Genomic DNA, 21,562 nt, shown 5'->3' with positions numbered 1-21,562 from the left:
CGCATGCACCGCCTGGGACGTCGCTTTTATTGCAGCTGAGCGCGACCACGTTTCAGCACGGCCTCCCGGTTGGCGGCGACGTCAGCGCCGCTCACCCGGTTCAGCCATTGTTTGGCTGCCATCGCCTCCATCCACAGGCCGGTGGCGGTCTGCGACTCGTCGATGCGGTGATAGGAGGCCAGCAGTGCCCGCACGGCGGCCTGGTTGTTGCCGACGATCGACGCCGCCACCGTACGCGCGGCGCCCAGCAGCTCGCTGTGCGGCACCACCTCGGTGACCAGGCCGGCCCGCAGTGCGTCGGCCGCCGACAGGTAGTCGCCGGTCAGGCTCATCCGGCGGGCCAAGCCCACCCCCACACGTTGTGGCAGCCGCACGCTCAGGCCCCAGCTGGGCATCAGCCCGACCCGGGCATGGGTGTCGGCGAACCGGGCCTGCTCCGAGGCGATCAGGATGTCGCAGTACAGCGCCAACTCCAGGCCGCCGGTCACCGCCGCACCGTTGATCGCACCGATCACCGGTTTGGTCAGCGGCGGCCACTGCGGTGAGATGTCCGGCAGCACAGCCGAATCGCCGAATTCCTTGAGATCCAGGCCGGCGCAGAACACCGGGTCGGCGCCGGTGAGGATCACCACGTCGACATCGTCGTCGGCGTCGGCGTCCGCCAGTGCGGTGAAGGTGGCGTCACGCAACGCACGCGACAGGGCGTTGCGGGCTTGTGGGCGGTTGAGAGTCAGCGTGCGGATCCGGTCTTCGGTCTGCACCAGCAGGATGTCAGCAGTCACCGCCTCACCGTAGCCGTGCCGGAGATCGCCAGGGCGCTCAGCGCCGGGACCGGAGGGTCCGGATGATCTGTGCCGACAGATCCGGGTCGCGCAGCAGTTGGTCGATCAGGGCCGTCATGACCTCTTGCCCGGTGATGCGGGCGCAGCCCACCCGGTCGGCGGCGTCGCGCTGCCAACGATCAAGCGCGCGGTGCTGCTCCGGCGACAAGTCGACGGTCCGGCGGGTGCGGGTCTGCCGGAGCGGGATCGGTTCGGTGGGCTTCATGCCGGGCTCACGCGCGGGGGGCCAGTCGGCTGTTCGCTGGGCGCTCATCGTGTGACCTTCGGTTGCGGTGGTGGCCTCACTACTGCCGCCCAGGGTAGCCGGTACCTGCGCCGGTGCCGGAGCCAGGATCAGACCGGCGTTACCCATTTGACGCGAACAACCGCCTTCAGCGGCCCTATCGGACTCATTCGTATTCCGTGCCGCAAGACATATCTACAGCGTCGGCGGCGTCATATTTTCATTAAATACGGAAACCCGTAAATCAGTGATTCAGTAGATCAGTAGATGGGGTCCTACCTGCGATAATTCGGGAAGAACACCGAATTAACCGACCATATACGCCGCTGTCTTGCGAGGCGGAAAAACATTCGCCATCGCCATTGTTGGCGTCCGGTTGCGGTGCTAGCATCCGAATATCGAACAAGGAGGGTCTGATGTCGATTTCAAAGAATTCATGCCGCCGCGTGGCGACGGGAGCGATCAGCGCCGGCGTGCTCGCCGGTGCGCTGGTGACAGGTGCTGCGGGGACGGCGCAGGCCGCCCCGGCGGGGTTCTCGGCATCACCGCCGGCCACGGTGCAGGTAACCGGTGCTCCGCTGGTGCTCGGCGGCCAGCCGCCGGCTGCGGGCCCGGGCGCGCTGGCCACCGGCGGGCACGCCGGGCCGATGCCTCAGTGGTGGGGCCACCATTGGTGGCGCCATCATCACCACTTCTGGCACCACTGGTGGTGGTGGTGGTGACCGCGGTGGCGGGCCAGCCGAATCCTGACCGCGGTCGGCGAGCCGGCGCCCGCCACGGGCTGATGATGGTGGCTGCACTCGGTGTGGGGGCGACCCTCGCCGGATGCGGTCAGAGCGCCGAGCCGGCCCCGGCCGGTTCGGCGGCGCCACGGCCGGCCGGTGCAGCAGCGCAGGACGCCGCACCGTATGACATCTCGCGGGTCGACGCCGTCAAAGACGACTTCCCCGAGGGCTTCACCGCGCAGACGCACCCGGCCAAGACGCTGGGCGAGCAGGACATCGCCGGGTCGGGGGTCGCGGCGTTCACCGACGCCCGGGTCGATCCGCCGCAGTGCCGTGCGGCGGTCATCCCGCGGTATGCCGATCCGACGGTAGGCACCCAAGCCGCCGGGGTGATCGCGCAGGGCGATCAGGGCAACATGTACGTCGTCGCCCTGCGATCACCGAATCCGGTTGCGGCCGAGGATCTTCCGGCAGGCTGCGACCGGATCTCGTTGTCCGGGTCCCCGCAGGCGACCGGGACCGTCGAGCGCATACCCGCCCCGGGCATCGCCGGCGCCACCACGACCGGGGCCAAGCTCACCGTCGAGGATCCCCAGGAGGATCCCGACTACCTGTACACGGCCGCCCTCGACGACCGAACGTCGGTCGTGGTGATGGGCAGCGCGGACGCTGCGTTGGATCCGCAGCGACTGATGTCAGACCTACTGGTCAAGGCCGTCGCCGCGGTCCGTGGGCAGCAGCAGCCGTGACCGGCCGAACCGCACGGTGTGCACCGCCGGCTGCACCCGGGTTGCGGTGATCGGCGGTTCACCGGTGCCCGGGTTCGCCGCGTAGCGGGGGTGGTTGCCGCCGCCGATCAGCACCCGAATCCGGGTGCCGGCGGCGAACCGGCGGGCGATGGCATCCAGCTCGATGCGCACGCCTCCGGTGTGCCGCCGCAGCCGCCGGTAGCCGTCGCTGACGTTGACGGAGCGACCGCGCGCGTCGACCTCGCTGATCCGGACGAACAGGTCGACGTCGCCGATGTCGCTGCTGTGGTCCAACTCCAGCACCGGGACGCCGCAGACGTCGAGGTCCTCGGTCAACGCGGCGCCGGTGAAGCTGAGCATGTCGGCGCGACGGTGCAGCCGGCTGTCGTTGCGGTAGCCGCCGGCCGCCGACAGCAACCGCCCGCCGATCGTGGGCGGCGGGTCGGTGGGGTCGAACCGGAAGGTGACCGGCGCGGCTGCCGGGTCGGGCGACGCCGGCCCGAGCATCCCACCGGGCTGCAGATACCACGCCTGCGCGGCCTCGGCCGGCGCCCAATCCGACCGGTCGCACCAGCCTTGCCCGGCCCGGAAGATCCGGACCCGGCTCGGCCGCGGGTTGCGGACCGAGCCGCGCAAGTGGGTGTCCAGCCACTGCAGCGACTCGGCGGTGACCCGGCCCAGCCCGCTGGTGAGCATCTGGGTGTGGGTCCAGGGCCCGATGGTCATCGCGACCTCGACGCCGCGGTCGCGCAACGCCCGATACTGGGCCAACGTCTGATCCAGGAACAGGTCCTGCCAGCCGCCCAACAGCAGCACCGGAACCCGGGAGCGCTCCAGCGCCGCTGGGTGGCGCAGCGCATCCCAGAACGGCTCGTCGGCGTCGGGGTGTTCAATCCAGCGCTCGTACCAGGTCGAGGCGTTGCCCAACAGCTTGCGGCCGGCCGCGCCCAACGGCCGCCCGGCCGCGGCGCGCTTCACCTTGCGCCCCGCGGTCAACTGGTGAATGCCGGCCCGGATCCGGGGGCGGTCCTCCTGGTGGGCCATCAAATGACTCCAGCCCAGAAAGTCGTTGACGGCGAACGCTCCGGTACCCCAGGTCGACCGGTACAGATCGTGCGGCCCGACGGTGACTACGGCGGCGGCCAGCTCCGGTGGTGGGTCGGCCAGCAACGCCCACTGGGTAAATCCGAGATAGGAGATGCCGATGGTGCCGAAGGTGCCGGTGAACCACGGCTGGGTGCGCAGCCACGCCACGGTGTCGGCGCCGTCGGCGGCCTCGTGGACCATCGGCTCGAACACACCGGCTGAGCCGAACGTGCCGCGGACACTCTGCAGGATCACCCGATAGCCGCGGGCGGCGTACATCCGGCCGAACACCAGCGCGAACGGGAAACCCCGGCCGTAGGGGCAGCGGACCAGCAGGGTGCCGTCCACCTCACCGGTCGGCTGGTAGTGGTCGGCCAGCAAGGTGACGCCATCGCGCATCGGGATGCGTTCGCGGCGCACCGTGTAACCGGTGGTGGGCGCGGGCAGCTGCCGCAGCGCCCGGTTCAGCACGACATCACCTAGGCGCCGGCCGGCGGGCCGCGGAGCGGTGCTCACCACGGGATCAGTACTTGTAGTGCGGCGCCAGCTGGTGGGCGCGCATCAGGTTCTCGGCTTGGCAGTCCATGTCCGGGTTGGAGTACACCGGCGAGTAATACAGCGACTGCTGGATCAGCCCGTAGCTGGTCTTGAACGCGACCATGCAGGAGAACCACCACCGGTTGTTCCACTCGGTGGGCTTCATCACCCAGTACTGCGCCGCGCGGTGCCCGCCGATGTCCATCTCGATCGCGTCGGGGGGCAGGGTCTCGTCATAGCTGCGCCACACGAAGGTTTCGACGGCCATCTGGTAGTTGCCGGCGTCGAACTCGCAGCGCACGCCCTCCACCGGCTTGGGCGGGGTGAAGGCCAGGCCGAGCTGGGCGATGACGTCGAAGGGGATGTCCTCGCAGGCGTCGAACGGGCGCGGATTGGTCAGGTTGACCGGCTTGCTCGAGGTGGGCGGCGGGGCCAGCGGGGCGGCGGTGGAGCGCAGCTGCACCCCGTGTGCCCCGGCGGTGGCCGAGCTGCGGCCAGGCGGTGTCTGCTGCCAGACCATCACGACGGCCACCACCAGCGCGCTGAACGCCGTGGCCAGACGCAGTTTGGTGAGCATGCCACTCCTCGCTTCCCGCCCGGACTTTCCCCGGGAGTGTACAAGTTGTGGCGCCGGCCACTGCAGCAACGGCGAGAACACGTTCCAATTCGCCCGCTGCCGCGGTGCGCACGTGCGCCGCTAGTCTTGAGGATCGTGACCATCCACGAGCCGACGGCCTCGCACGGCCCGACCCTGTGGGCGATCTCCGACCTGCACACCGGCCACATGGGCAACAAGCCGGTCACCGAGTCGCTGCATCCGGCGACCCCCGACGACTGGCTGATCGTCGCCGGTGACGTTGCCGAACGCACCGACGAGATCCGTTGGTCGCTGGACCTGTTGCGGAAACGGTTCGCCAAGGTGATCTGGGTGCCCGGCAACCACGAGCTGTGGACCACCACCAAGGACCCGATGCAGGTGTTCGGGCGCTCGCGCTACGACTATCTGGTCGACATGTGCGACCAGATGGGCGTCATCACCCCGGAGCACCCGTACCCGCTGTGGACCGAGGAGGGCGGCCCGGCCACCATCGTGCCGATGTTCCTGCTCTACGACTACACGTTCCTGCCGGCCGGCGCGACCACCAAAGCCGAAGGGCTGGCCATCGCGCGGGAGAAGAACGTGGTGGCCACCGATGAGTTCCTGCTGTCTCCCGAGCCCTACGGCACCCGCGACGCGTGGTGCCGTGACCGGGTGGCCGTCACCCGCAAGCGCCTCGAAGATCTGGACTGGATGACGCCGACCGTGCTGGTCAACCATTTCCCGATGGTGCGCGAGCCCTGCGACGCGCTGTACTACCCGGAGTTCTCGCTGTGGTGCGGCACCGTCGAAACCGCCGACTGGCACACCCGCTACAACGCGACCTGCTCGGTCTACGGTCACCTGCACATCCCCCGCACCACCTTCTACGACGGGGTGCGCTTCGAAGAGGTCTCAGTCGGCTACCCGCGGGAGTGGCAGCGCCGCAAGCCGCATCGCTGGCTGCGCCAGGTGCTGCCCGACCCGCAATACCCGCCCGGTTACCTCAACGAGTTCGGCGGCCACTTCACCATCACCGACGAGATGCGCGCGGCGAGTGCGAAATTCGCCGAACGGCTGCGGCAACGGCAGTCCCGATGAGCAAACTTCTCGACACGGTGCTGGCCCCTGCGCGGTCGCTGGCGTGGGCCGAACGCTACGACGACCCGCCCGGTTTGGCCCCGCTGCCGGAGGAGGAGCCGCTGGTGGCGCGGTCGGTTGCCAAGCGGCGCAACGAATTCGTCACGGCGCGCTACTGCGCCCGATTGGCGCTCGAGGAGCTCGGTCAGCCGCCGGTGCCGATCCTCAAAGGGGAGAAGGGCGAACCGTGCTGGCCAGCCGGCATCGTCGGCAGCCTGACGCACTGCGCGGGTTTCCGCGGCGCGGTGGTAGGCCGCGATACCGACGTGCGGTCGGTGGGCATCGACGCCGAACCGCACGACGTGCTGCCCAACGGTGTGCTCGACGCGGTCAGCCTGCCCGCCGAACGCGTCGAACTGGCCGACCTGCCGAGTGAGCTGCACTGGGACCGGATTCTGTTCTGCGCCAAGGAAGCCACCTACAAGGCATGGTTTCCGCTGACCAAGCGCTGGCTGGGCTTCGAAGATGCCCACATCAGCTTCGATTCCGACGGTGGTTTCGTCTCCCGCATCCTCATCGACCCTGCGGCGCTGACGGGCCCGCCGCTGACCGAGCTGCGCGGGCGGTGGTCGGTCAGCGACGGGCTGGTGCTGACCGCGATCGTGCTGTGAACGCCCAACCGGGCCTGGTGATCGTCGACAAGCCGGCCGGAATCACCAGCCACGATGTGGTGTCCCGGTGCCGCCGATTCTTCTCCACCCGCAAGGTCGGCCATGCCGGCACCCTGGACCCGATGGCCACCGGGGTGCTGGTGATCGGCATCGAACGGGCCACCAAGATTCTGGGCCTGCTCACCACGTCGGCGAAGGCCTATGCCGCCACTATCCGGCTGGGTCAGACCACCTCCACCGAGGACGCCGAAGGCGAAGCGCTACAGACGGTTTCAGCCGTCCACCTCACCGACTCCCAGATTGCCGACGCAGTCTCGGGCCTGCGCGGCGATATCGCGCAGGTGCCCTCGGCGGTCAGCGCCATCAAGGTCGCCGGCAAGCGGTCCTACCAGTTGGCCCGGGAAGGGCACGCCGTCGAGCTGCCCGCCCGGCCGGTGCGCATCGATCGCTTCGAGGTGCTCGATGTCAGACGGGTGGGTGACTTCGTGGATCTCGACGTCGAGGTGGACTGTTCGGCGGGCACCTACATCCGGGCGCTGGCCCGCGACCTCGGTAACGTGCTGGGCGTCGGCGGGCACTTGACCGCCCTGCGGCGCACCCGGGCCGGGCGTTTCGGGCTGGATCAGGCGCGCACCCTCGAAGAGCTCGGCGACGCCCCGCAGCTGAGCTACAGCCTGGATGAGGCCTGCCTGCAGAGCTTTCCGCGCCGCGACCTGACCCCCGACGAGGAGCTGGACGTCAGCCACGGCCGCCCACTGGTGTCCGCCGGCATCGACGGCGTCTACGCGGCGACCGCCCCGGATGGCCGGGTGATCGCGCTGTTGCAGGATTCCGGCCAGCGCACCAGATCCGTGGTCGTCATCCGGCCGGCCACGCTTTAAACCGTCTCGAAGACCTCTTCGAAGAACCGGCCCACCTGTGCCCGGGCCCGGGCGCCCTCGGGAATGGGCTGCATCAGCCAGTTGTGAAACATCCCGTCGTACTCGTGAAAGTCGACCCGTACACCGCTGGCGGTGGCCGCGTCACACAGCCGGCGGGCGTCGGGATTGAGAATGTCGCGGGTTCCGGTGAACATCACCATCGGTGGGAAGCCGGTGAAATCGGCGTGCACCGGGCTGATTCCCGGATCCTCGAGGGATTCCCCGGCGGCATACCACCGGCCGGCCTGGCGCAGGCCTTCGATTCCCAACTCCGGGTCGTGCGGTTCAATCCGCGCTGAACGCGGGTCGGCCACCGCCAGATCCAGCCAGGGGGAGATCAGTCCCAGGCCCGTCGGCAACCGCCCCCGCTCCCGGCGCAGCGTCTCGACCAGGTCGGTGGTGAGCGCGCCGCCCGCCGAGTCCCCGAACACATAGCGGGCCCCGCCGTGGTCCGCGAGGTACCGGTCGTATACCGCGCGCACGCAGGCGCGGATCCGCCGATGGCCGGCCGAGGGGCACAGCGGGTAGATGGGAAACACGACGGTGGCGTCGGCGTGCTCGACCAGCCACCGCAGAAACCGCCAATGGTGCGGCTCGGGTTCTTCGACGAACCCACCGCCGTGCAGGTGCAGCACCCGCCGGCTGCCAGCGCCGGAACGGGGCTCGAGCACATAGCAGCGGGTCTGGCCGACGTGGCTTTCGGCGACCCGGACCCGCCGGCGCACCGAGCGGATCGGCTCGGTCTTGTGCGGACTCTGGTGTTTGGGCAGGCGTGCCCGCATCACCGCCGGGTCGGCGTAGAAGCGTTTACTGCGCTGGGCGCGCAGGGAGATCGTCACCAGGTGGGAACGTAGCGAGACCATGGCTGACGGGTTACCCGGTTTGCCTGGCGCTACAACGGGCATCCCAGACCATATGCCCAAAAACGTGTTCGTGCTGGGACTCAGCGAGCAGCAGCGCGGTGAGCTGCACACCGTACGTGGCGCCGACGAACTGCGCTTTCATGGTCTGCTCGACTACGACGTGCTGGTCGGCGCCGAGCACTACGAACTCGGCGCCCTCCTGGATGAGGCCCGCGCGCAGCTCGCCGGGTTCGACGGCACCGTAGACGCGATCATCGCGCATTGGGACTTTCCCACCAGCGTGCTGGGCCCGGTGCTGGCTGCCGAGCACGACATCCCGGCTCCGAGTCTGCGCAGCATCCTGACGTGCGAGCACAAGTACTGGTCGCGGCTGACCCAACGCGAATCGGTTCCCGAATGCGTGCCGGCCTTCGCGGCGTTCGACCCGTTCGACGACGACGCCCTGGATGCCCTGGACGCCGGGGATGTCGCATTTCCGTTCTGGGTCAAGCCGGTCAAGTCACATTCATCGCAACTTGGGTTCGAAATCCACACCCGGGCACAGTTCGCCGAGGCGCTCGACGAGATCCGGGCGAGCATCCGCCGATACGGGGACGCGTTCGACGAGGCGCTGGGGATGGTCGATCTCCCCGAGCGCGTCGAGGGGGTGACCGGCACGGCGTGCATTGCCGAAAGCATCGTTTCGGGGGTCCAGGCCGCCCCCGAGGGGTCGATGTACCGCGGGGATTTCCTGGTGCACGGCGTGTTCGACATGCACCGGGCCGCCGACGGGCACAGCTTCGACCGCCTCGACTATCCGGCTTCGTCGATCAGTTCTGCGTTGCAGCAGCGCATGATCGATGTCACCGAGCGCTACATGCGGCACGTCGGATTCGACAACGGGTGCTTCAACGCCGAGTTCATGTGGGACGCCGACACCGACAAGCTCTGGTTGATCGAGGTCAATACCCGAATCTCGCAGTCGCACAGTGACTTGTTCGCGAAGGTGGACGGGGTGTCGAACCACGAATTCGCCATCGACGTCGCGCTGGGCCGGCGTCCGCGGCCGCACGCCCGCGCCGGGAAGTTCGCCACGGCCGCGAAATGCCTGATGGGCCACGAGACCGACGGCGTGGTCGAGGCCGTGCCCAGTGCGTCGGATATCGAACGGGTCCGCGAACGCTTTCCCGACACTTTGGTGGAGATCACCGTAGCGGTGGGGGACCGGCTCTCGGAGCTGCCCAACCAGAATCCCTACCGCTACGAGTTGGCCACCTTGTACATGGGCGCCCAGAGCACCGATGCGCTTGCCGAGGACTTCGCCAGCGCCCAGCAGCTGCTGCCGTTCACCATCAGGGAGTCCGCCGCCGCCCGTTGACCGCAAGGAGAAGCGTTGGAGACGATCACGTCCTTTCCCCATCACGTCCGCACGATCGAGAACACCTTCATCACCATGGCAGACGGCGCCCGGCTGGCCGCACGCATCTGGCTGCCGGTGGACGCCGAGCAGACACCGGTGCCGGCTGTGCTGGAGTACCTGCCGTACCGCAAGCGTGATGACACCCGCTACCGGGATGCGTTGAACCATCCCTATATCGCCGGTCATGGGTATGCCTGTGTGCGGGTGGATCTGCGCGGCAGTGGCGACTCCGACGGGGTACTGGCCGATGAGTACCTGCCCGCCGAACAAGACGATGCCTGCACGGTGATCGCATGGCTGGCCGAACAGCCTTGGTGCGACGGCAATGTCGGGATGATGGGGATCTCCTGGGGCGGCTTCAACAGCCTGCACATCGCGGCCCGCCGCCCGCCCGCCCTCAAAGCGATCATCAGTGCCTCGGCCACTGACGACCTCTATGTGGACAACATGCACTACATGGGCGGCTGCCTGCTGTCGGACAACCTGTCGGAGGCCACGGTGATGTTCGCCTACAACAGTCTGCCGCCGGATCCGGCGATCGTCGGGGACCGCTGGCGCCAGATGTGGCGGCAGCGTCTGGAGGGCAGCGGCCTGTGGGTGGAAAAGTGGCTGGAACACCAGCACCGTGACCACTACTGGAAACGGGCCTCGGTCAACGAGGACTACGGCGCCGTGACGTGCCCGGTGTTCGCGGTGGGCGGTTGGGCCGACGGCTACACCAACGCCATCTTCCGGTTGCTGGAGAATTTCGACGTTCCCCGCAAGGGCCTGATCGGCCCGTGGGGCCACAAATATCCCCACCTCGGGGTGCCGGGGCCGGCGATCGGCTTCCTGCAGGAGACGGTGCGCTGGTTCGACCACTGGCTCAAGGGAATCGACAACGGGATCATGGACGAGCCGATGCTGCGGGCCTGGATGCAGGACAGTGTTCCGCCCAACCCGGCCTATGAACAGCGCCCGGGAAGGTGGGTGGGCGAGCCGAGCTGGCCCAGCCCGCACACCGTGGACTATTGCTACACGCTCACCCGCCACGGCCTGGCAGCACAGCGCGATGATGCGGCAGCTGAACAGCTCTCGGTGTGCTCGCCGCTCAGCGCAGGGCTGTCGGCGGGGAAGTGGGCCTCCTACGCGGCGACACCGGACCTGCCCACCGACCAACGCGACGGGGACGGCGGCGCGCTGGTGTTCGACACCGAACCGCTCGCCGAGCCGGTCGAGGTGCTCGGGCTGCCCCGACTTGACCTGGAGATCGCCGCCGACAAGCCGGTCGCGATGGTTGCCGCCCGGCTGTCCGACGTGGCACCCAACGGCGAGGCGACTCGGGTGACCTACGGCCTGCTGAACCTCACCCACCGCGACGGCAGTGCCGACCCCCAGCCGCTGACGCCGGGGCAGCGCTACCGGGTGCGGGTCAAGCTCAACGGGATGGCGCAGGTGTTCCCGGCGGGGCACCGGCTGCGGTTGTCGCTGTCCAGCTCCTATTTCCCGCTGGTGTGGCCCGCTCCGGAACCGGTCATGCTGACCGTGTCCACCGGGCGCAGCACGCTGTCGCTGCCGGTGCGGCCGCGACGTGACGACGAGGACGCACAGCTGCCGCCGTTCGGCCCGGCCCAGTCGGCACCGCCGCTGGCCACCACGCAGGTACGGCCCGGCGACCATTACTGGCGTATCGCCCGGGACCTGGCCACCGGTATCACCGCCCTGCACATCGGCAACGATCAGGGTGAGGAGATCATCGACGAAACCGCAACGGCGGTGCGGCGCAACACCGCCGAGTCGTTCAGCTTTCAAGGCAACGACCCGACCTCGGCGTGCGGCGAGACCCGCACGCTCAACGGCTTCCGGCGCGACGATTGGAACGTCGAGATCACCACCTCGACCGTGCTGTCCTCGACCGCCGAAAGCTTCATCGTGACCGCGCAACTAGACGCCTACGAGTTCGATGAGCTGCACGGCCGCCGCCGGGTCTACGCCCAGGACTGGAGCCGGGAGATCCCGCGGCAGTTGGTCTAGGCGGGCGGACCCGGGGCGAGCCGATCCCATGCTGTGGGAGCGTCGCCGGAGAGTTACATGCCAGCGTGAACGTATGTAAACGTGCCCCCCTGACGTTATGCTGACGCGCGAGTTGGGAGTCGGACGCCGAATCGTGGAGGTGCTGGGATGGCTGCGAGCGGGAGTGCACCGGCGGCGCGCCGCACCCAGGCGGAGCGCAGCGCCGCGATGCGGACTCGACTGCTCGATGCCACCATCGACTGCCTGGTGAGCTACGGCTACTCCGGCACCACCACGCCGCGTATCGCCGAACTGGCCGGCGTCACCCGGGGCGCCCAGATCCACCACTTCCGGTCGAAAGAAGATCTCGTCGTCGCCGCCGTCGAACACCTGGCCCAGCAGCGCACCCAGGCCGCCATCCGCGAACTCGGCCAGGTCCGGTCCATCCCGGACCCGGTGGCAACAGCCCTGGACTTCCTGTGGGAAGCCCACCAGGGGCCGATGTTCATTGCGACCGTGGAACTCTGGGTCGCCGCCCGCACCGACCGGGTCCTCGCACAGCACATCGAGCGGGTGGAAGCCGTCGTCAACGGGACCCTGGTCGCCGCGATCGCCCAGCTGATGCCCGGACACCCCGCCCAAAAAGAGATCCGCAACGTCGTCTACACCGCGATGGACGCACTGCGCGGCATCCTGGTGTCGAACTTCGTCGACGACGACCCGCAGCGCGCCCGGCGGCGCTGGGATCGGGCGTGCGTACACCTGCGTCAGGTCGCCACCGGCGTCTTGCCGTACCCCCACTGATATCGCTGGGCCGGCGGCGTGGCCCGCCGGGCGTGGCCCGCTGCGCGCCCTTGTAAAGATGCAATCACGTCTGTATGTTTTTAGCCACCTGGCGGGATGTGGAGGAGAACCATGGCGAACAGGGTGTATGTGATCGGCGTCGGGATGACGAAGTTCGAGAAGCCGGGCCGGCGTCACAACGACGACGGGTCGGCGTGGGACTACCCGGACATGGCCCGCGAATCCGGCACCAAGGCGCTGACCGACGCCGGGATCGACTACCGCGAGGTGGAGCAGGGCTACGTCGGTTACGTCTACGGTGAGTCCACCTCCGGGCAGCGGGCGCTGTACGAGCTGGGGCTGACCGGGATCCCGGTGGTCAACGTCAACAACAACTGTTCGACCGGTTCGACCGCGCTCTACCTTGCCGCCCAGGCGATCCGCGGCGGGCTGGCCGACTGCACCATCGCGCTGGGCTTCGAGAAGATGAAGCCCGGCTCGCTGGAGTCCACCTATGACGACCGTGCCCAGCCGATGGAAAAGCATGTGCTGGCGCTGGCCGAGATCTCCGAGGTGCTGTTCCCGGTGGCGCCGTGGATGTTCGGCGCCGCGGGCCGCGAGCACATCAAGCAATACGGTTCCACCGCCGAGCATTTCGCCAAGATCGGCTACAAGAACCACAAGCATTCGGTGAACAACCCCTACGCCCAGTTCCAGGACGAATACACCCTCGAGGACATCCTGGGCTCCCGGATGATCTATGACCCGCTGACCAAGCTGCAGTGCTCGCCGACCTCGGATGGCTCGGGGGCGGCGATCCTGGCCAGCGAGGGGTTCGTCGACAAGCACGGCCTGGCCGGGCGGGCCGTGGAGATCGTCGGGCAGGCGATGACCACCGACTTCGCCTCCACCTTCGACGGCACCGCCAAGAACCTGATCGGCTACGACATGAATGTGCAAGCTGCACAACGGGTCTACCGGCAGTCGGGCCTCGGACCGGAGGACTTCCAGGTGATCGAGCTGCACGACTGCTTCTCGGCGAACGAGCTGCTGCTCTACGAAGCGCTGGGGCTCTGCGCCGAAGGGGAGGCGCCCAAGTTGATCGACGACGGCGACACCACCTACGGCGGACGCTGGGTGGTCAACCCCTCGGGCGGCTTGATCTCCAAGGGGCATCCGCTGGGGGCCACCGGGCTGGCGCAGTGCTCGGAGTTGACCTGGCAGCTGCGGGGGGAGGCCGACCAGCGCCAGGTGCCGGGCGTCACCGCCGCCCTGCAACACAACATCGGCCTCGGTGGCGCCGCCGTGGTCACCGCCTACCAGCGCGCCGAGCGCTAGCCCACCGAGAGCCGAGGAGAACACCCCATGGGACACATCGAAGCCACCAAGAACCTGGCCGTCAGCCCGAACGCGTTGTGGGACACCATCAGCGATCTGTCCAGCTGGGACAAGTGGTTCACCATCCACGAGAAGTGGCTCACCGAGCCACCGGCTGCGCTGGAGCCGGGTTCGACGCTGACCGCCAAGATCGTCATGCTCGGGATGGCGAACAAGATCGAGTGGACGGTCGAGAAGGTCTCCGAAAAGGGGAGTGCCGGAAGCAGCCTGACGTTGTCGGGCACCGGCATGGCGGGGGTGAAGTGCCGGTTCGACTTCACGGTCAGCCCCGACGGCGACGGCTCGGTGTTCAGCGTGGCCGGCGACTTCGAGGGTGCGTTGATCAAGGGCGCGCTGGGGAAGGCGGTGGAGAAAGACGGCGCCAAGCAACTCGACAAGACGCTCGCGCAGCTTGAGGCGCTGGCAGCAGCGGCCTGAGATGGCCGACGAGCTGGAATTCGACGACGCCGGGCTGAACAAGTGGACCGACGAGGACCGCTTCGAGGTCACCCGGGAGCGGATCGTCTGTTATGCCGAGGCGACCAATGATCCGATCCCGGCGCACCGCAACGGCGATCTGGCGCCCCCGGTATTCGCGATCGTCCCGGTGTTCGAGTCGTTGCTGACGCCGACCGTCGAGGTCGCCCCGGTCGAACTGATCCCACGAGTGGTGCACGGCGAGCAGGACTTCCACTTCCACCGGCCGATTCGCCCCGGTGATCGGCTGGTCTCGCGCGGCAAGATGATCGGCTACGAGGGCCTGGAGAAGGGCACCCGCGCCGCCGTCTACCTCGAATGCCGCACTGAGGCCGGCGAATTGGTCAACGAACAGTATGTGACCTGTTTCTTCCGCGGCCACAATGTGGGCCGACGGGTGGGGGACCTCAGCCCCGGCCACAAGTTCGATGACGCGCTGCGGGAGCAGGCGCCGGTGGCCAAGGTCGTCCAACATATCGACCACGACCAGACGTTCCGTTATGGGCCGGCCGCGGGTGATCCGATGCCGATTCACCTGGACGAGGAAGTCGCCCGCGACGCCGGACTGCCGGGGATCATCGCGCACGGTCTGTGCACCATGGCGTTCACCTCCTGGGCGGTGCTCACCGAGGTGGCCGGCTCGGATGTCAACCGGCTGCGGCGCCTCGCGGTGCGGTTCTCCAAGATGGTGCTGCCCGGCGACGACCTTCAGACCCGGATCTGGACCAGTGGTCGCGGCGACGGCGCCACGACCTACGCATTCGAGACCGCGCGGGTAGGCACCGGCGAAATGGCCATCACCGACGGCTTGGCCGTCATCGCCGACTAGAGAACAGCAAGGAGCCATACATGGGTGTGTTGGAAGGCCGGGTCGCGGTGATCACCGGTGCCGGACGCGGGATCGGGCGCGAGCACGCCCTGCTCTTTGCCGCCGAAGGCGCCGCCGTGGTGGTCAACGACCTGGGCGGAAGTAATGCCGGCGAGGGTGCCGACGCTGCCACCGCGGCGCAGGTGGTCGACGAGATTGTGGCAGCCGGCGGCCGGGCGGTGGCCAACACCGACAACATCGCCGACTGGTCGTGCGCGAAAGGCCTTGTCCAGCAGGCCATCGACGAGTTCGGCCGGCTGGATGTGCTGGTCAACAACGCCGGAATCCTGCGGGATTCGTTCATCCCCGGAATGCAGGAGTCGCAGTGGGATGCCGTGATCGCCGTGCACCTCAAGGGGCATTTCGCGATGCTGCATCACGCCGCGGCCTACTGGAAGGCCCAATCCAAGGCCGGCGACCAGCCCAACGCCGCGGTGATCAACACCGCCTCGGGATCGGGGGTCACGCTGCCCAACGCCGGTCAGGCGAATTACGGTGCGGCCAAGGCGGGAATCGCCGCCCTGACTCTGATCGCTGCCGAGGAGTTGGATCGCTACGGGGTGCGGGTCAACGCCATCGCCCCGATCGCCCGCACGCGTCTCACCCTGGCCACGCCCGGGATGGGGGCGCTGATGGCCGAGCCGGAGGACGGCGAGCTGGACTTGTTCAGCCCGGCCAACATCTCGCCGTTGGTGGCCTATCTGGCCACCGACAAGTGTCCGATCACCGGCACGGTGTACGCGGTGCAAGGTGGGGCGATCTCGAAACTGTCCGGGTGGCATGACACCGAGACCATCGAGACCGACGGCATCTGGCAGATCGACGACATCGCGGCGCGGCTGCCGCACTGACGCCGGGAGAACCCCTATGTTCGAGTGGTCTGAGACCGACCTCATCATGCGCGACACCGTTCGCGGCTTCATCGACAAAGAGATCCGGCCGCAGCTGGACGCGCTGGAAAGCGGTGCGCTGGCGCCTTATCCGATCGCGCGCAAGCTGTTCAGCGAGTTCGGTTTGGACGTGATGGCCGGTGAGGCCGTCAAGAACATGCTGGACAAGCAACGCGCCAACGCCGCGTCGCCTGCGGCCGACCGCGCGTCCCCGGGCGCAAGGGGCGATCTCGGCGGTCAGCTCTCGATGGCCGCGATCATGGTCTCTGAGCTGTCCGGGGTCAGCATCGGGCTGCTGTCCACCGTCGGGGTCAGCCTCGGCCTGGGTGCGGCCACGATCATGAGCCGCGGCACGCTGGCGCAGAAGGAGCGCTGGCTACCCGACCTGATGACGCTGGACAAGATCGCCTGTTGGGCCATCACCGAACCGGACGCCGGCTCGGACGCATTCGGCGGGATGAAGACCTATGTGCGGCGTGCCGCCGATGGCACCGGCGACTACATCCTCAACGGGCAGAAGACCTTCATCACCAACGGTCCCTACGCCGACGTGCTGATCGTCTACGCCAAGTTGGACGACGGCTCGGGCGTTGATCGGCGCGACCGGCCGGTGTTGACCTTCGTCCTCGACGCCGGGATGCCCGGGCTGACCCAGGGCAAGCCGTTCAAGAAAATGGGCATGATGTCCTCGCCGACCGGTGAGTTGTTTTTCGACAACGTGCGGCTCACGCCGGACCGGTTGCTCGGCGAGACCGAACAGCACACTGGTGGTGACGGGCGAGAAAGCGCCCGGGCCAATTTCGTCGCCGAACGCGCGGGGGTCGCGCTGATGTCACTGGGCATCATCAACGAATGCCACCGGCTGTGTGTCGACTACGCCAAGACCCGCACGCTGTGGGGCCAGAACATCGGGCAGTTCCAGCTGATCCAACTCAAGCTGGCCAAGATGGAGGTGGCCCGGATCAACGTGCAGAACATGGTGTTTCAGACGCTGGAAAAGGTGCGGGCGGGAAAGATGCCGTCACTGGCCGAGGCGTCGGCGATGAAGCTGTACTCATCGGAGGCGGCCACCGAGGTGGCGATGGAGGCGGTGCAGCTGTTCGGCGGCAACGGCTACATGGCCGAATACCGGGTGGAACAACTGGCCCGCGACGCCAAATCGCTGATGATCTACGCCGGCAGCAATGAGGTGCAGGTCACCCATATCGCCAAAGGCTTGCTGAGCTAGATTTGATACATTCGGACATGTGGCGATAGGCGGTGCCGCGCAGGCGGATTGGGATATTCCGCGACCCTCGGCGACTTGCAGGCATCTGCTAGAGGCCGCCCGGCTGCACGGCATCGACGTGGCGGCTTGCCTGGCCGGAACCGGCCTGAGCGTGGCGGACATCGAGGACAGTGCAACGGAAGTACAGGCCGGCCAGGAGCTGGGTATCGTGCGCAACGTCCTCGCGTGCGTCGATGATCCGCATGAATTCGCCTGCGATGTCGGACTCCAGTACAACTTCGCGAATATGGGGGTGTTCGGGTACGCCTTGCTGGCGAGTCCGACGTTGGGTGATGCGGTGAACATCGCCTGCCGCTACGCGACCCTGTCATCGACGTTTCTCCGGCTGAGCCGGCATGACACCGCCGACGGGGTGGTCATCGAATTCGACGACAGCGCGGTCCCGGCCGACGTCCGGAGCTTCCTGCTGGCACGTGACCTGTTCGCACTGACCACCATGGTGCCGCTGCTGCTCAGTCAGCTCGAATCCGACATCGAGGTCAAGGTCGAACTTCCTGGTATCGAATTTCCCACGGAACGAATCGATCTCCCCAGGGTGACGGTCGAGTTCGATACGTCGTCGGCGCGCAGCGCATTGAGGATCCCGGCCGATGTGCTGGCCCTGGCGATGCCGGCAGCCGACCCTGCCACCGCCGAGGCGTGTGCACAGCAGTGTGAGGAGTTGCTGCAGACCCGCCGTCAGCGTCGGGGGATCGCCGCCCGGGTCCGGGGCAGGTTGGTTCGCGATCCCGGAGCCTTGCCGTCGATGGCCACGATCGCCGCCGAGTTGGGCATCACCGAACGCACCCTGCATCGCCGGCTGGCCGCCGAACACACCAGTTACCGAGCCTTGGTAGACGAGGTCCGCGCGACCCTTGCGGCGACGCTGCTCGGATCGGGTCTCACCGTCGAGGAGACCGCGCGGCAACTGGGGTACTCCGAAGCCGCCGCGTTCACCCGCGCGTTCCTTCGGTGGAGTGGCGGTACGCCGCCCAGCCGGCATCGCGGCCGGATGTCCGAATCGATCAAATCCGTGTCCGGTTCGCTCATTCACTAGTCACGCCCACCGGCTTAGCGTTGCCGGCATGGCGAATGTGATGACGGTCCCGACGGTGCGGCGGATGAAGTTCGGTTTCGCTGCTCACCCCGATGCGAACAGGTATTTCGCGGATGGCAGCATCGTGTTCAGCCACCTGGTGGCGATCCTGTCCGCGATCTTCCCGCCGGGCGAGGACATCTTCGTGCGTTCGGTGCGCCGCTACGTCGATGTCATCGACGACCCCGACCTGAAGAAGCGGGTGACCGGCTTCATCGGACAGGAGAAGACGCACGGGTTGCAGCACCGCGAGCTCAACGAACAACTGGCGGCGATGGGATATCCGACCGCATGGTTCAAGTACCTGCTGGGCAGCACCGAGCGCATGGAGAAGTTCCTCGACAAGCAGTATCCCAGCCCGGACCGGCTGCGGCGACTTCGCCACTTCTTCCTCGGGTTCACAGTGGCCGCAGAACATTTCACCGCGGTGTGGGCAGAGAACATCCTCAAACGCCCCGAGGTCCAGGCGATGATGTACGACCCCGAGATCCGCAATCTGCTGAACTGGCATGCGCTGGAAGAGCTCGAACACAAGTCGGTCGTTTTCGACGTCTACCGGGCCATCGGCGTTCCCGAGTCGACCCGCATCCGGTGGATGCGCTTCGCGCAGAACTGCGGAATCCCGATCCTGGTGCTGTTCACCTGGCTCTCGATCGCCACCACCGACGTCGAGGGCCGCCGTCAACCGTTCCGGATCCTCAAGGAGACGGTGCAGATGCTGCGCAATCCGATGTGGAAGGGCTTCTACTCCGACATGCGGCCGTTCAACAAGCGGGACTTTCACCCCGACCAGATCGACACCACCGAACTCGTCGCGCGCTGGCAGCAAGAACTCTTCGGAACCGCAGGTCAGCTCGCCGGCCACGTGAGGTGACGGTCATACCACCCAAATTGCCTGCGCGGCAGGGCTTCCCAGGTCAATCGTGGCCTGCTCGCCGTCGGCCCCCGCGGGGGAATCCAGCACCACCGAGATGATCCCGGCGAAGTCGCGGCGAGTCAGCACCCGCACCCGGGCATCGAGGCTGATACCCACCTGGGCGAAGTAGCGCAGCATCTCCGGGTCGTTGTCGGAGATACGGGCCACCGTGCCGGTGTCGCCGTCGGCGCACGCCCACAGTTGGCGGGCCGGCGGTGTGGGCACCTGCCCGTCGGCCGCCGGGATCGGGTCGCCGTGCGGGTCGCGCTGCGGGAACCCCAGCTTGGCGTCGATGCGGTTCACCAGGGCATCGGAGACCGCGTGTTCGAGCACCTCGGCCTCGTCGTGCACCTCGTCCCAGCTGTAGCCCAGTTCGCGCACCAGGAACGTCTCGATCAACCGGTGCCGGCGCACCATCCCGAGCGCAGCACGGCGTCCCTCATCGGTGAGCGTCACCGCGCCGTACTTCTCGTGGTCGACCAGGCCGGCTTCGGCGAGTTTGCGGATCGACTCCGAGGCGGTACTGGCCGACACGCCGATCTTCTCCGCCAGCATCTTGGTGCTGACCCTGTCGGGCGACCATTCCTGCGCGGTCCAGATGACCTTCAGATAGTCCTGGGCGACGCTAGTCAGCCCGTCCGACTGCTCCCAAGGGCTCACACACGACAGTTTAGGCTTGCGGTTGTGCAGCGGTGGCGGGGGCAGGACGAGATCCCCACAGACTGGGGCAGGTGCGTGCTCACCATCGGCGTGTTCGACGGTGTCCACCGCGGCCATGCCGAACTGATCGCACATGCGGTGAAAGCGGGTAAAGCCCGCGGCGTGCCGACGGTGCTGATGACCTTCGACCCGCACCCGATGGAGGTGGTCTACCCCGGCAGCCACCCCGCGCAGCTGACCACGTTGGCGCGCCGCGCCGAGCTCGTGGAAGAGGCCGGGGTGGACGTGTTCCTGGTGATCCCGTTCACCTCCGATTTCATGAAGCTCACCCCCGACCGCTACATCCACGAACTTCTGGTCGAGCACCTGCACGTGGTGGAAGTGGTGGTGGGGGAGAACTTCACCTTCGGCCGCAAGGCGACGGGCAACGTCGAGACGCTGCGCCGCGCCGGCGAGCAGTTCGGTTTCGCGGTCACGTCGGTGTCGCTGGTGGCTGAACACGCCGACTCGGACCCGGCCCAGTCGGTCACCTTCTCCTCGACCTACATCCGGTCGTGCGTGGACGCCGGCGACGTCGTGGCCGCCGCCGAGGCCCTGGGCCGGCCACACCGGGTGGAGGGCCTGGTGGTGCGCGGCGACGGCCGCGGGAAGAACCTGGGCTTTCCGACCGCCAACGTGGCGCCGTCGGCCTACGCGGCGATCCCGGCCGACGGGGTGTATGCCGCGTGGTTCACCGTGCTGGGACACGGCCCGGTGCCCGGCACCGTCGTCGCCGGTCAACGCTGCCGGGCCGCGGTGTCGGTCGGCACCAATCCGACCTTCTCCGGGCGGGCCCGCACCGTCGAGGCGTTCATCCTCGATCAAACCGCCGACCTGTACGGTCAGCGGGTCGCCGTCGACTTCGTCAGCCGGATCCGCGGTCAGGAGAAGTTCGACTCGGTGGCGGACCTGGTGGCGGTGATGAACACCGACGTCGAGAAGACCCGCACTCTGCTCGCCGAAGACTGACCGGCAGCTCGATTGGGTTCGTCCGCCACAGCGCTGCTAGACTTCCCGCTCGGCGTGCTGCAGTCCGCGGCGGCCGCCGTAATCACCTTTCGCGGGACGACATTGATGGAGATGTTTTCGTGGCGCTGACCGCCGAGCAGAAAAAAGAGATCCTGGGCAACTACGGTCTGCACGAGACCGACACCGGATCGCCCGAGGCGCAGGTCGCGCTGCTGACCAAGCGGATCGTCGACCTCACCGAACACCTCAAGACCCACAAGCACGACCACCACTCCCGGCGCGGCCTGCTGCTGCTGGTCGGCCGGCGGCGTCGCCTGCTCAAGTACCTCGCCCAGATCGATGTGGCGCGTTACCGCTCGCTCATCGAGCGCCTGGGCCTGCGTCGCTGACAACCGGCGATAACCGTCGCCGTGTAGAGTGAGACCGTTCCGGGCCTTGCGCCCGGACACCGGTGTGGCGTACGCAGTCCGCGCGCGCCACTCCGGCACGTCACGACGGGACATGTTCCCACGATCGGCCAGACCTGAGTCGGGCGGTCTTCGGTAGTGGCAGCCGG

The 21,562-nt window shown here is 67.7% G+C and carries 23 protein-coding genes; 17 read left to right on the top strand and 6 right to left on the bottom strand.

Going from position 1 to position 21,562, the window contains the following annotated elements:
* Positions 1–26: 26 nt before the first annotated feature.
* Positions 27–782: an enoyl-CoA hydratase gene (locus A5694_RS09445; RefSeq protein ID WP_064921577.1), complete on the bottom strand. Its 756-nt coding sequence runs from the start codon at positions 780–782 to the stop codon at positions 27–29.
* A gap of 37 nt (positions 783–819) precedes the next feature.
* Positions 820–1,047: a hypothetical protein gene (locus A5694_RS09440; protein WP_419179752.1), complete on the bottom strand. Its 228-nt coding sequence runs from the start codon at positions 1,045–1,047 to the stop codon at positions 820–822.
* A gap of 434 nt (positions 1,048–1,481) precedes the next feature.
* Between A5694_RS09440 and A5694_RS23650 the strand changes: the two genes are divergently transcribed.
* Both A5694_RS23650 and A5694_RS09435 read left to right on the top strand, forming a co-directional pair.
* Positions 1,482–1,787, top strand: coding sequence for a hypothetical protein (locus A5694_RS23650; protein ID WP_125225636.1), 306 nt, complete (start codon positions 1,482–1,484; stop codon positions 1,785–1,787).
* Positions 1,784–2,539, top strand: a complete 756-nt coding sequence (locus tag A5694_RS09435; RefSeq protein WP_234787906.1) for a DUF5642 family protein — start codon at positions 1,784–1,786, stop codon at positions 2,537–2,539. The genes A5694_RS23650 and A5694_RS09435 overlap by 4 nt, the downstream gene beginning before the upstream one ends.
* Here the strand turns inward: A5694_RS09435 and A5694_RS09430 are convergent.
* Together A5694_RS09430 and A5694_RS09425 are read right to left on the bottom strand one after the other, a co-directional pair.
* Positions 2,492–4,141 carry a CocE/NonD family hydrolase gene (locus A5694_RS09430; RefSeq protein ID WP_064921586.1) on the bottom strand — a complete coding sequence of 550 codons (1,650 nt, stop codon included), beginning with the start codon at positions 4,139–4,141 and terminating at the stop codon, positions 2,492–2,494. The genes A5694_RS09435 and A5694_RS09430 overlap by 48 nt on opposite strands.
* A gap of 7 nt (positions 4,142–4,148) precedes the next feature.
* Complete coding sequence (locus A5694_RS09425) at positions 4,149–4,739, bottom strand: DUF3558 family protein (protein ID WP_064921576.1); 591 nt, start codon at positions 4,737–4,739, stop codon at positions 4,149–4,151.
* 135 nt (positions 4,740–4,874) lie between these two features.
* Between A5694_RS09425 and A5694_RS09420 the strand changes: the two genes are divergently transcribed.
* From A5694_RS09420 to truB, 3 genes are read left to right on the top strand one after another with little or no spacing between them, the layout of a single operon-like run.
* Positions 4,875–5,840, top strand: a complete 966-nt coding sequence (locus tag A5694_RS09420; protein WP_064921575.1) for a metallophosphoesterase family protein — start codon at positions 4,875–4,877, stop codon at positions 5,838–5,840.
* Entirely contained in the window at positions 5,837–6,490 is a 654-nt protein-coding gene (gene pptT / locus A5694_RS09415) for a 4'-phosphopantetheinyl transferase PptT (protein WP_064921574.1), read from the top strand. Before A5694_RS09420 ends, pptT begins: the two co-directional genes overlap by 4 nt.
* On the top strand, positions 6,487–7,371 hold the full coding sequence (gene truB, locus A5694_RS09410; protein ID WP_064921573.1) for a tRNA pseudouridine(55) synthase TruB: 885 nt from the start codon (positions 6,487–6,489) through the stop codon (positions 7,369–7,371). The genes pptT and truB overlap by 4 nt, the downstream gene beginning before the upstream one ends.
* On the opposite strand, the gene A5694_RS09405 is transcribed toward truB, so the two are convergent.
* Positions 7,368–8,249: an alpha/beta hydrolase gene (locus tag A5694_RS09405; RefSeq protein WP_165604359.1), complete on the bottom strand. Its 882-nt coding sequence runs from the start codon at positions 8,247–8,249 to the stop codon at positions 7,368–7,370. The two genes, truB and A5694_RS09405, sit on opposite strands and share 4 nt — an antisense overlap.
* A 76-nt stretch (positions 8,250–8,325) precedes the next feature.
* On the opposite strand from A5694_RS09405, the gene A5694_RS09400 reads away from it, so the two are divergent.
* The 10 genes from A5694_RS09400 (at position 8,326) to A5694_RS09355 (ending at position 19,296) form a co-directional block, all read left to right on the top strand.
* The gene (locus A5694_RS09400; RefSeq protein ID WP_064921571.1) at positions 8,326–9,630 is read left to right on the top strand and encodes an ATP-grasp domain-containing protein; all 1,305 of its coding nucleotides are present in this window, start codon (positions 8,326–8,328) and stop codon (positions 9,628–9,630) included.
* A 15-nt stretch (positions 9,631–9,645) separates the two neighbouring features.
* Positions 9,646–11,685, top strand: coding sequence for a CocE/NonD family hydrolase (locus A5694_RS09395; RefSeq protein WP_064921570.1), 2,040 nt, complete (start codon positions 9,646–9,648; stop codon positions 11,683–11,685).
* Positions 11,686–11,832: 147 nt separating this feature from the next.
* The gene (locus A5694_RS09390; RefSeq protein WP_064921569.1) at positions 11,833–12,468 is read left to right on the top strand and encodes a TetR/AcrR family transcriptional regulator; all 636 of its coding nucleotides are present in this window, start codon (positions 11,833–11,835) and stop codon (positions 12,466–12,468) included.
* Between the two features lie 111 nt (positions 12,469–12,579).
* Positions 12,580–13,785 (top strand): lipid-transfer protein, encoded by a 1,206-nt coding sequence (locus A5694_RS09385; protein WP_064921568.1) that lies wholly within the window; start codon positions 12,580–12,582, stop codon positions 13,783–13,785.
* 27 nt (positions 13,786–13,812) lie between these two features.
* Complete coding sequence (locus tag A5694_RS09380) at positions 13,813–14,262, top strand: type II toxin-antitoxin system Rv0910 family toxin (RefSeq protein WP_064921567.1); 450 nt, start codon at positions 13,813–13,815, stop codon at positions 14,260–14,262.
* 1 nt (position 14,263) lies between these two features.
* Positions 14,264–15,130, top strand: coding sequence for a MaoC/PaaZ C-terminal domain-containing protein (locus A5694_RS09375; protein WP_064921566.1), 867 nt, complete (start codon positions 14,264–14,266; stop codon positions 15,128–15,130).
* A 20-nt stretch (positions 15,131–15,150) separates the two neighbouring features.
* Positions 15,151–16,020, top strand: coding sequence for an SDR family oxidoreductase (locus A5694_RS09370; protein WP_064921565.1), 870 nt, complete (start codon positions 15,151–15,153; stop codon positions 16,018–16,020).
* A gap of 16 nt (positions 16,021–16,036) precedes the next feature.
* Positions 16,037–17,287, top strand: coding sequence for an acyl-CoA dehydrogenase family protein (locus tag A5694_RS09365; RefSeq protein ID WP_064921564.1), 1,251 nt, complete (start codon positions 16,037–16,039; stop codon positions 17,285–17,287).
* Positions 17,288–17,306: 19 nt separating this feature from the next.
* Positions 17,307–18,383 carry an AraC family transcriptional regulator gene (locus A5694_RS09360; RefSeq protein ID WP_065019347.1) on the top strand — a complete coding sequence of 359 codons (1,077 nt, stop codon included), beginning with the start codon at positions 17,307–17,309 and terminating at the stop codon, positions 18,381–18,383.
* Positions 18,384–18,411: 28 nt separating this feature from the next.
* Entirely contained in the window at positions 18,412–19,296 is an 885-nt protein-coding gene (locus A5694_RS09355; protein WP_064921563.1) for a metal-dependent hydrolase, read from the top strand.
* Positions 19,297–19,299: 3 nt separating this feature from the next.
* On the opposite strand, the gene mntR is transcribed toward A5694_RS09355, so the two are convergent.
* Positions 19,300–19,998 (bottom strand): manganese-binding transcriptional regulator MntR, encoded by a 699-nt coding sequence (gene mntR / locus A5694_RS09350; RefSeq protein WP_064921562.1) that lies wholly within the window; start codon positions 19,996–19,998, stop codon positions 19,300–19,302.
* Between the two features lie 24 nt (positions 19,999–20,022).
* Here mntR and A5694_RS09345 point away from each other — a divergent pair, with 24 nt between their 5' ends.
* Positions 20,023–21,006, top strand: coding sequence for a bifunctional riboflavin kinase/FAD synthetase (locus tag A5694_RS09345; protein WP_064921561.1), 984 nt, complete (start codon positions 20,023–20,025; stop codon positions 21,004–21,006).
* Between the two features lie 119 nt (positions 21,007–21,125).
* The gene (gene rpsO, locus A5694_RS09340; RefSeq protein WP_064921560.1) at positions 21,126–21,395 is read left to right on the top strand and encodes a 30S ribosomal protein S15; all 270 of its coding nucleotides are present in this window, start codon (positions 21,126–21,128) and stop codon (positions 21,393–21,395) included.
* Positions 21,396–21,562: the final 167 nt, after the last annotated feature.

Source organism: Mycolicibacter sinensis, assembly GCF_001667945.1.
GTDB lineage: Bacteria > Actinomycetota > Actinomycetes > Mycobacteriales > Mycobacteriaceae > Mycobacterium > Mycobacterium sinense_B.
This window is presented reverse-complemented; position numbering and strand designations above follow the sequence as displayed.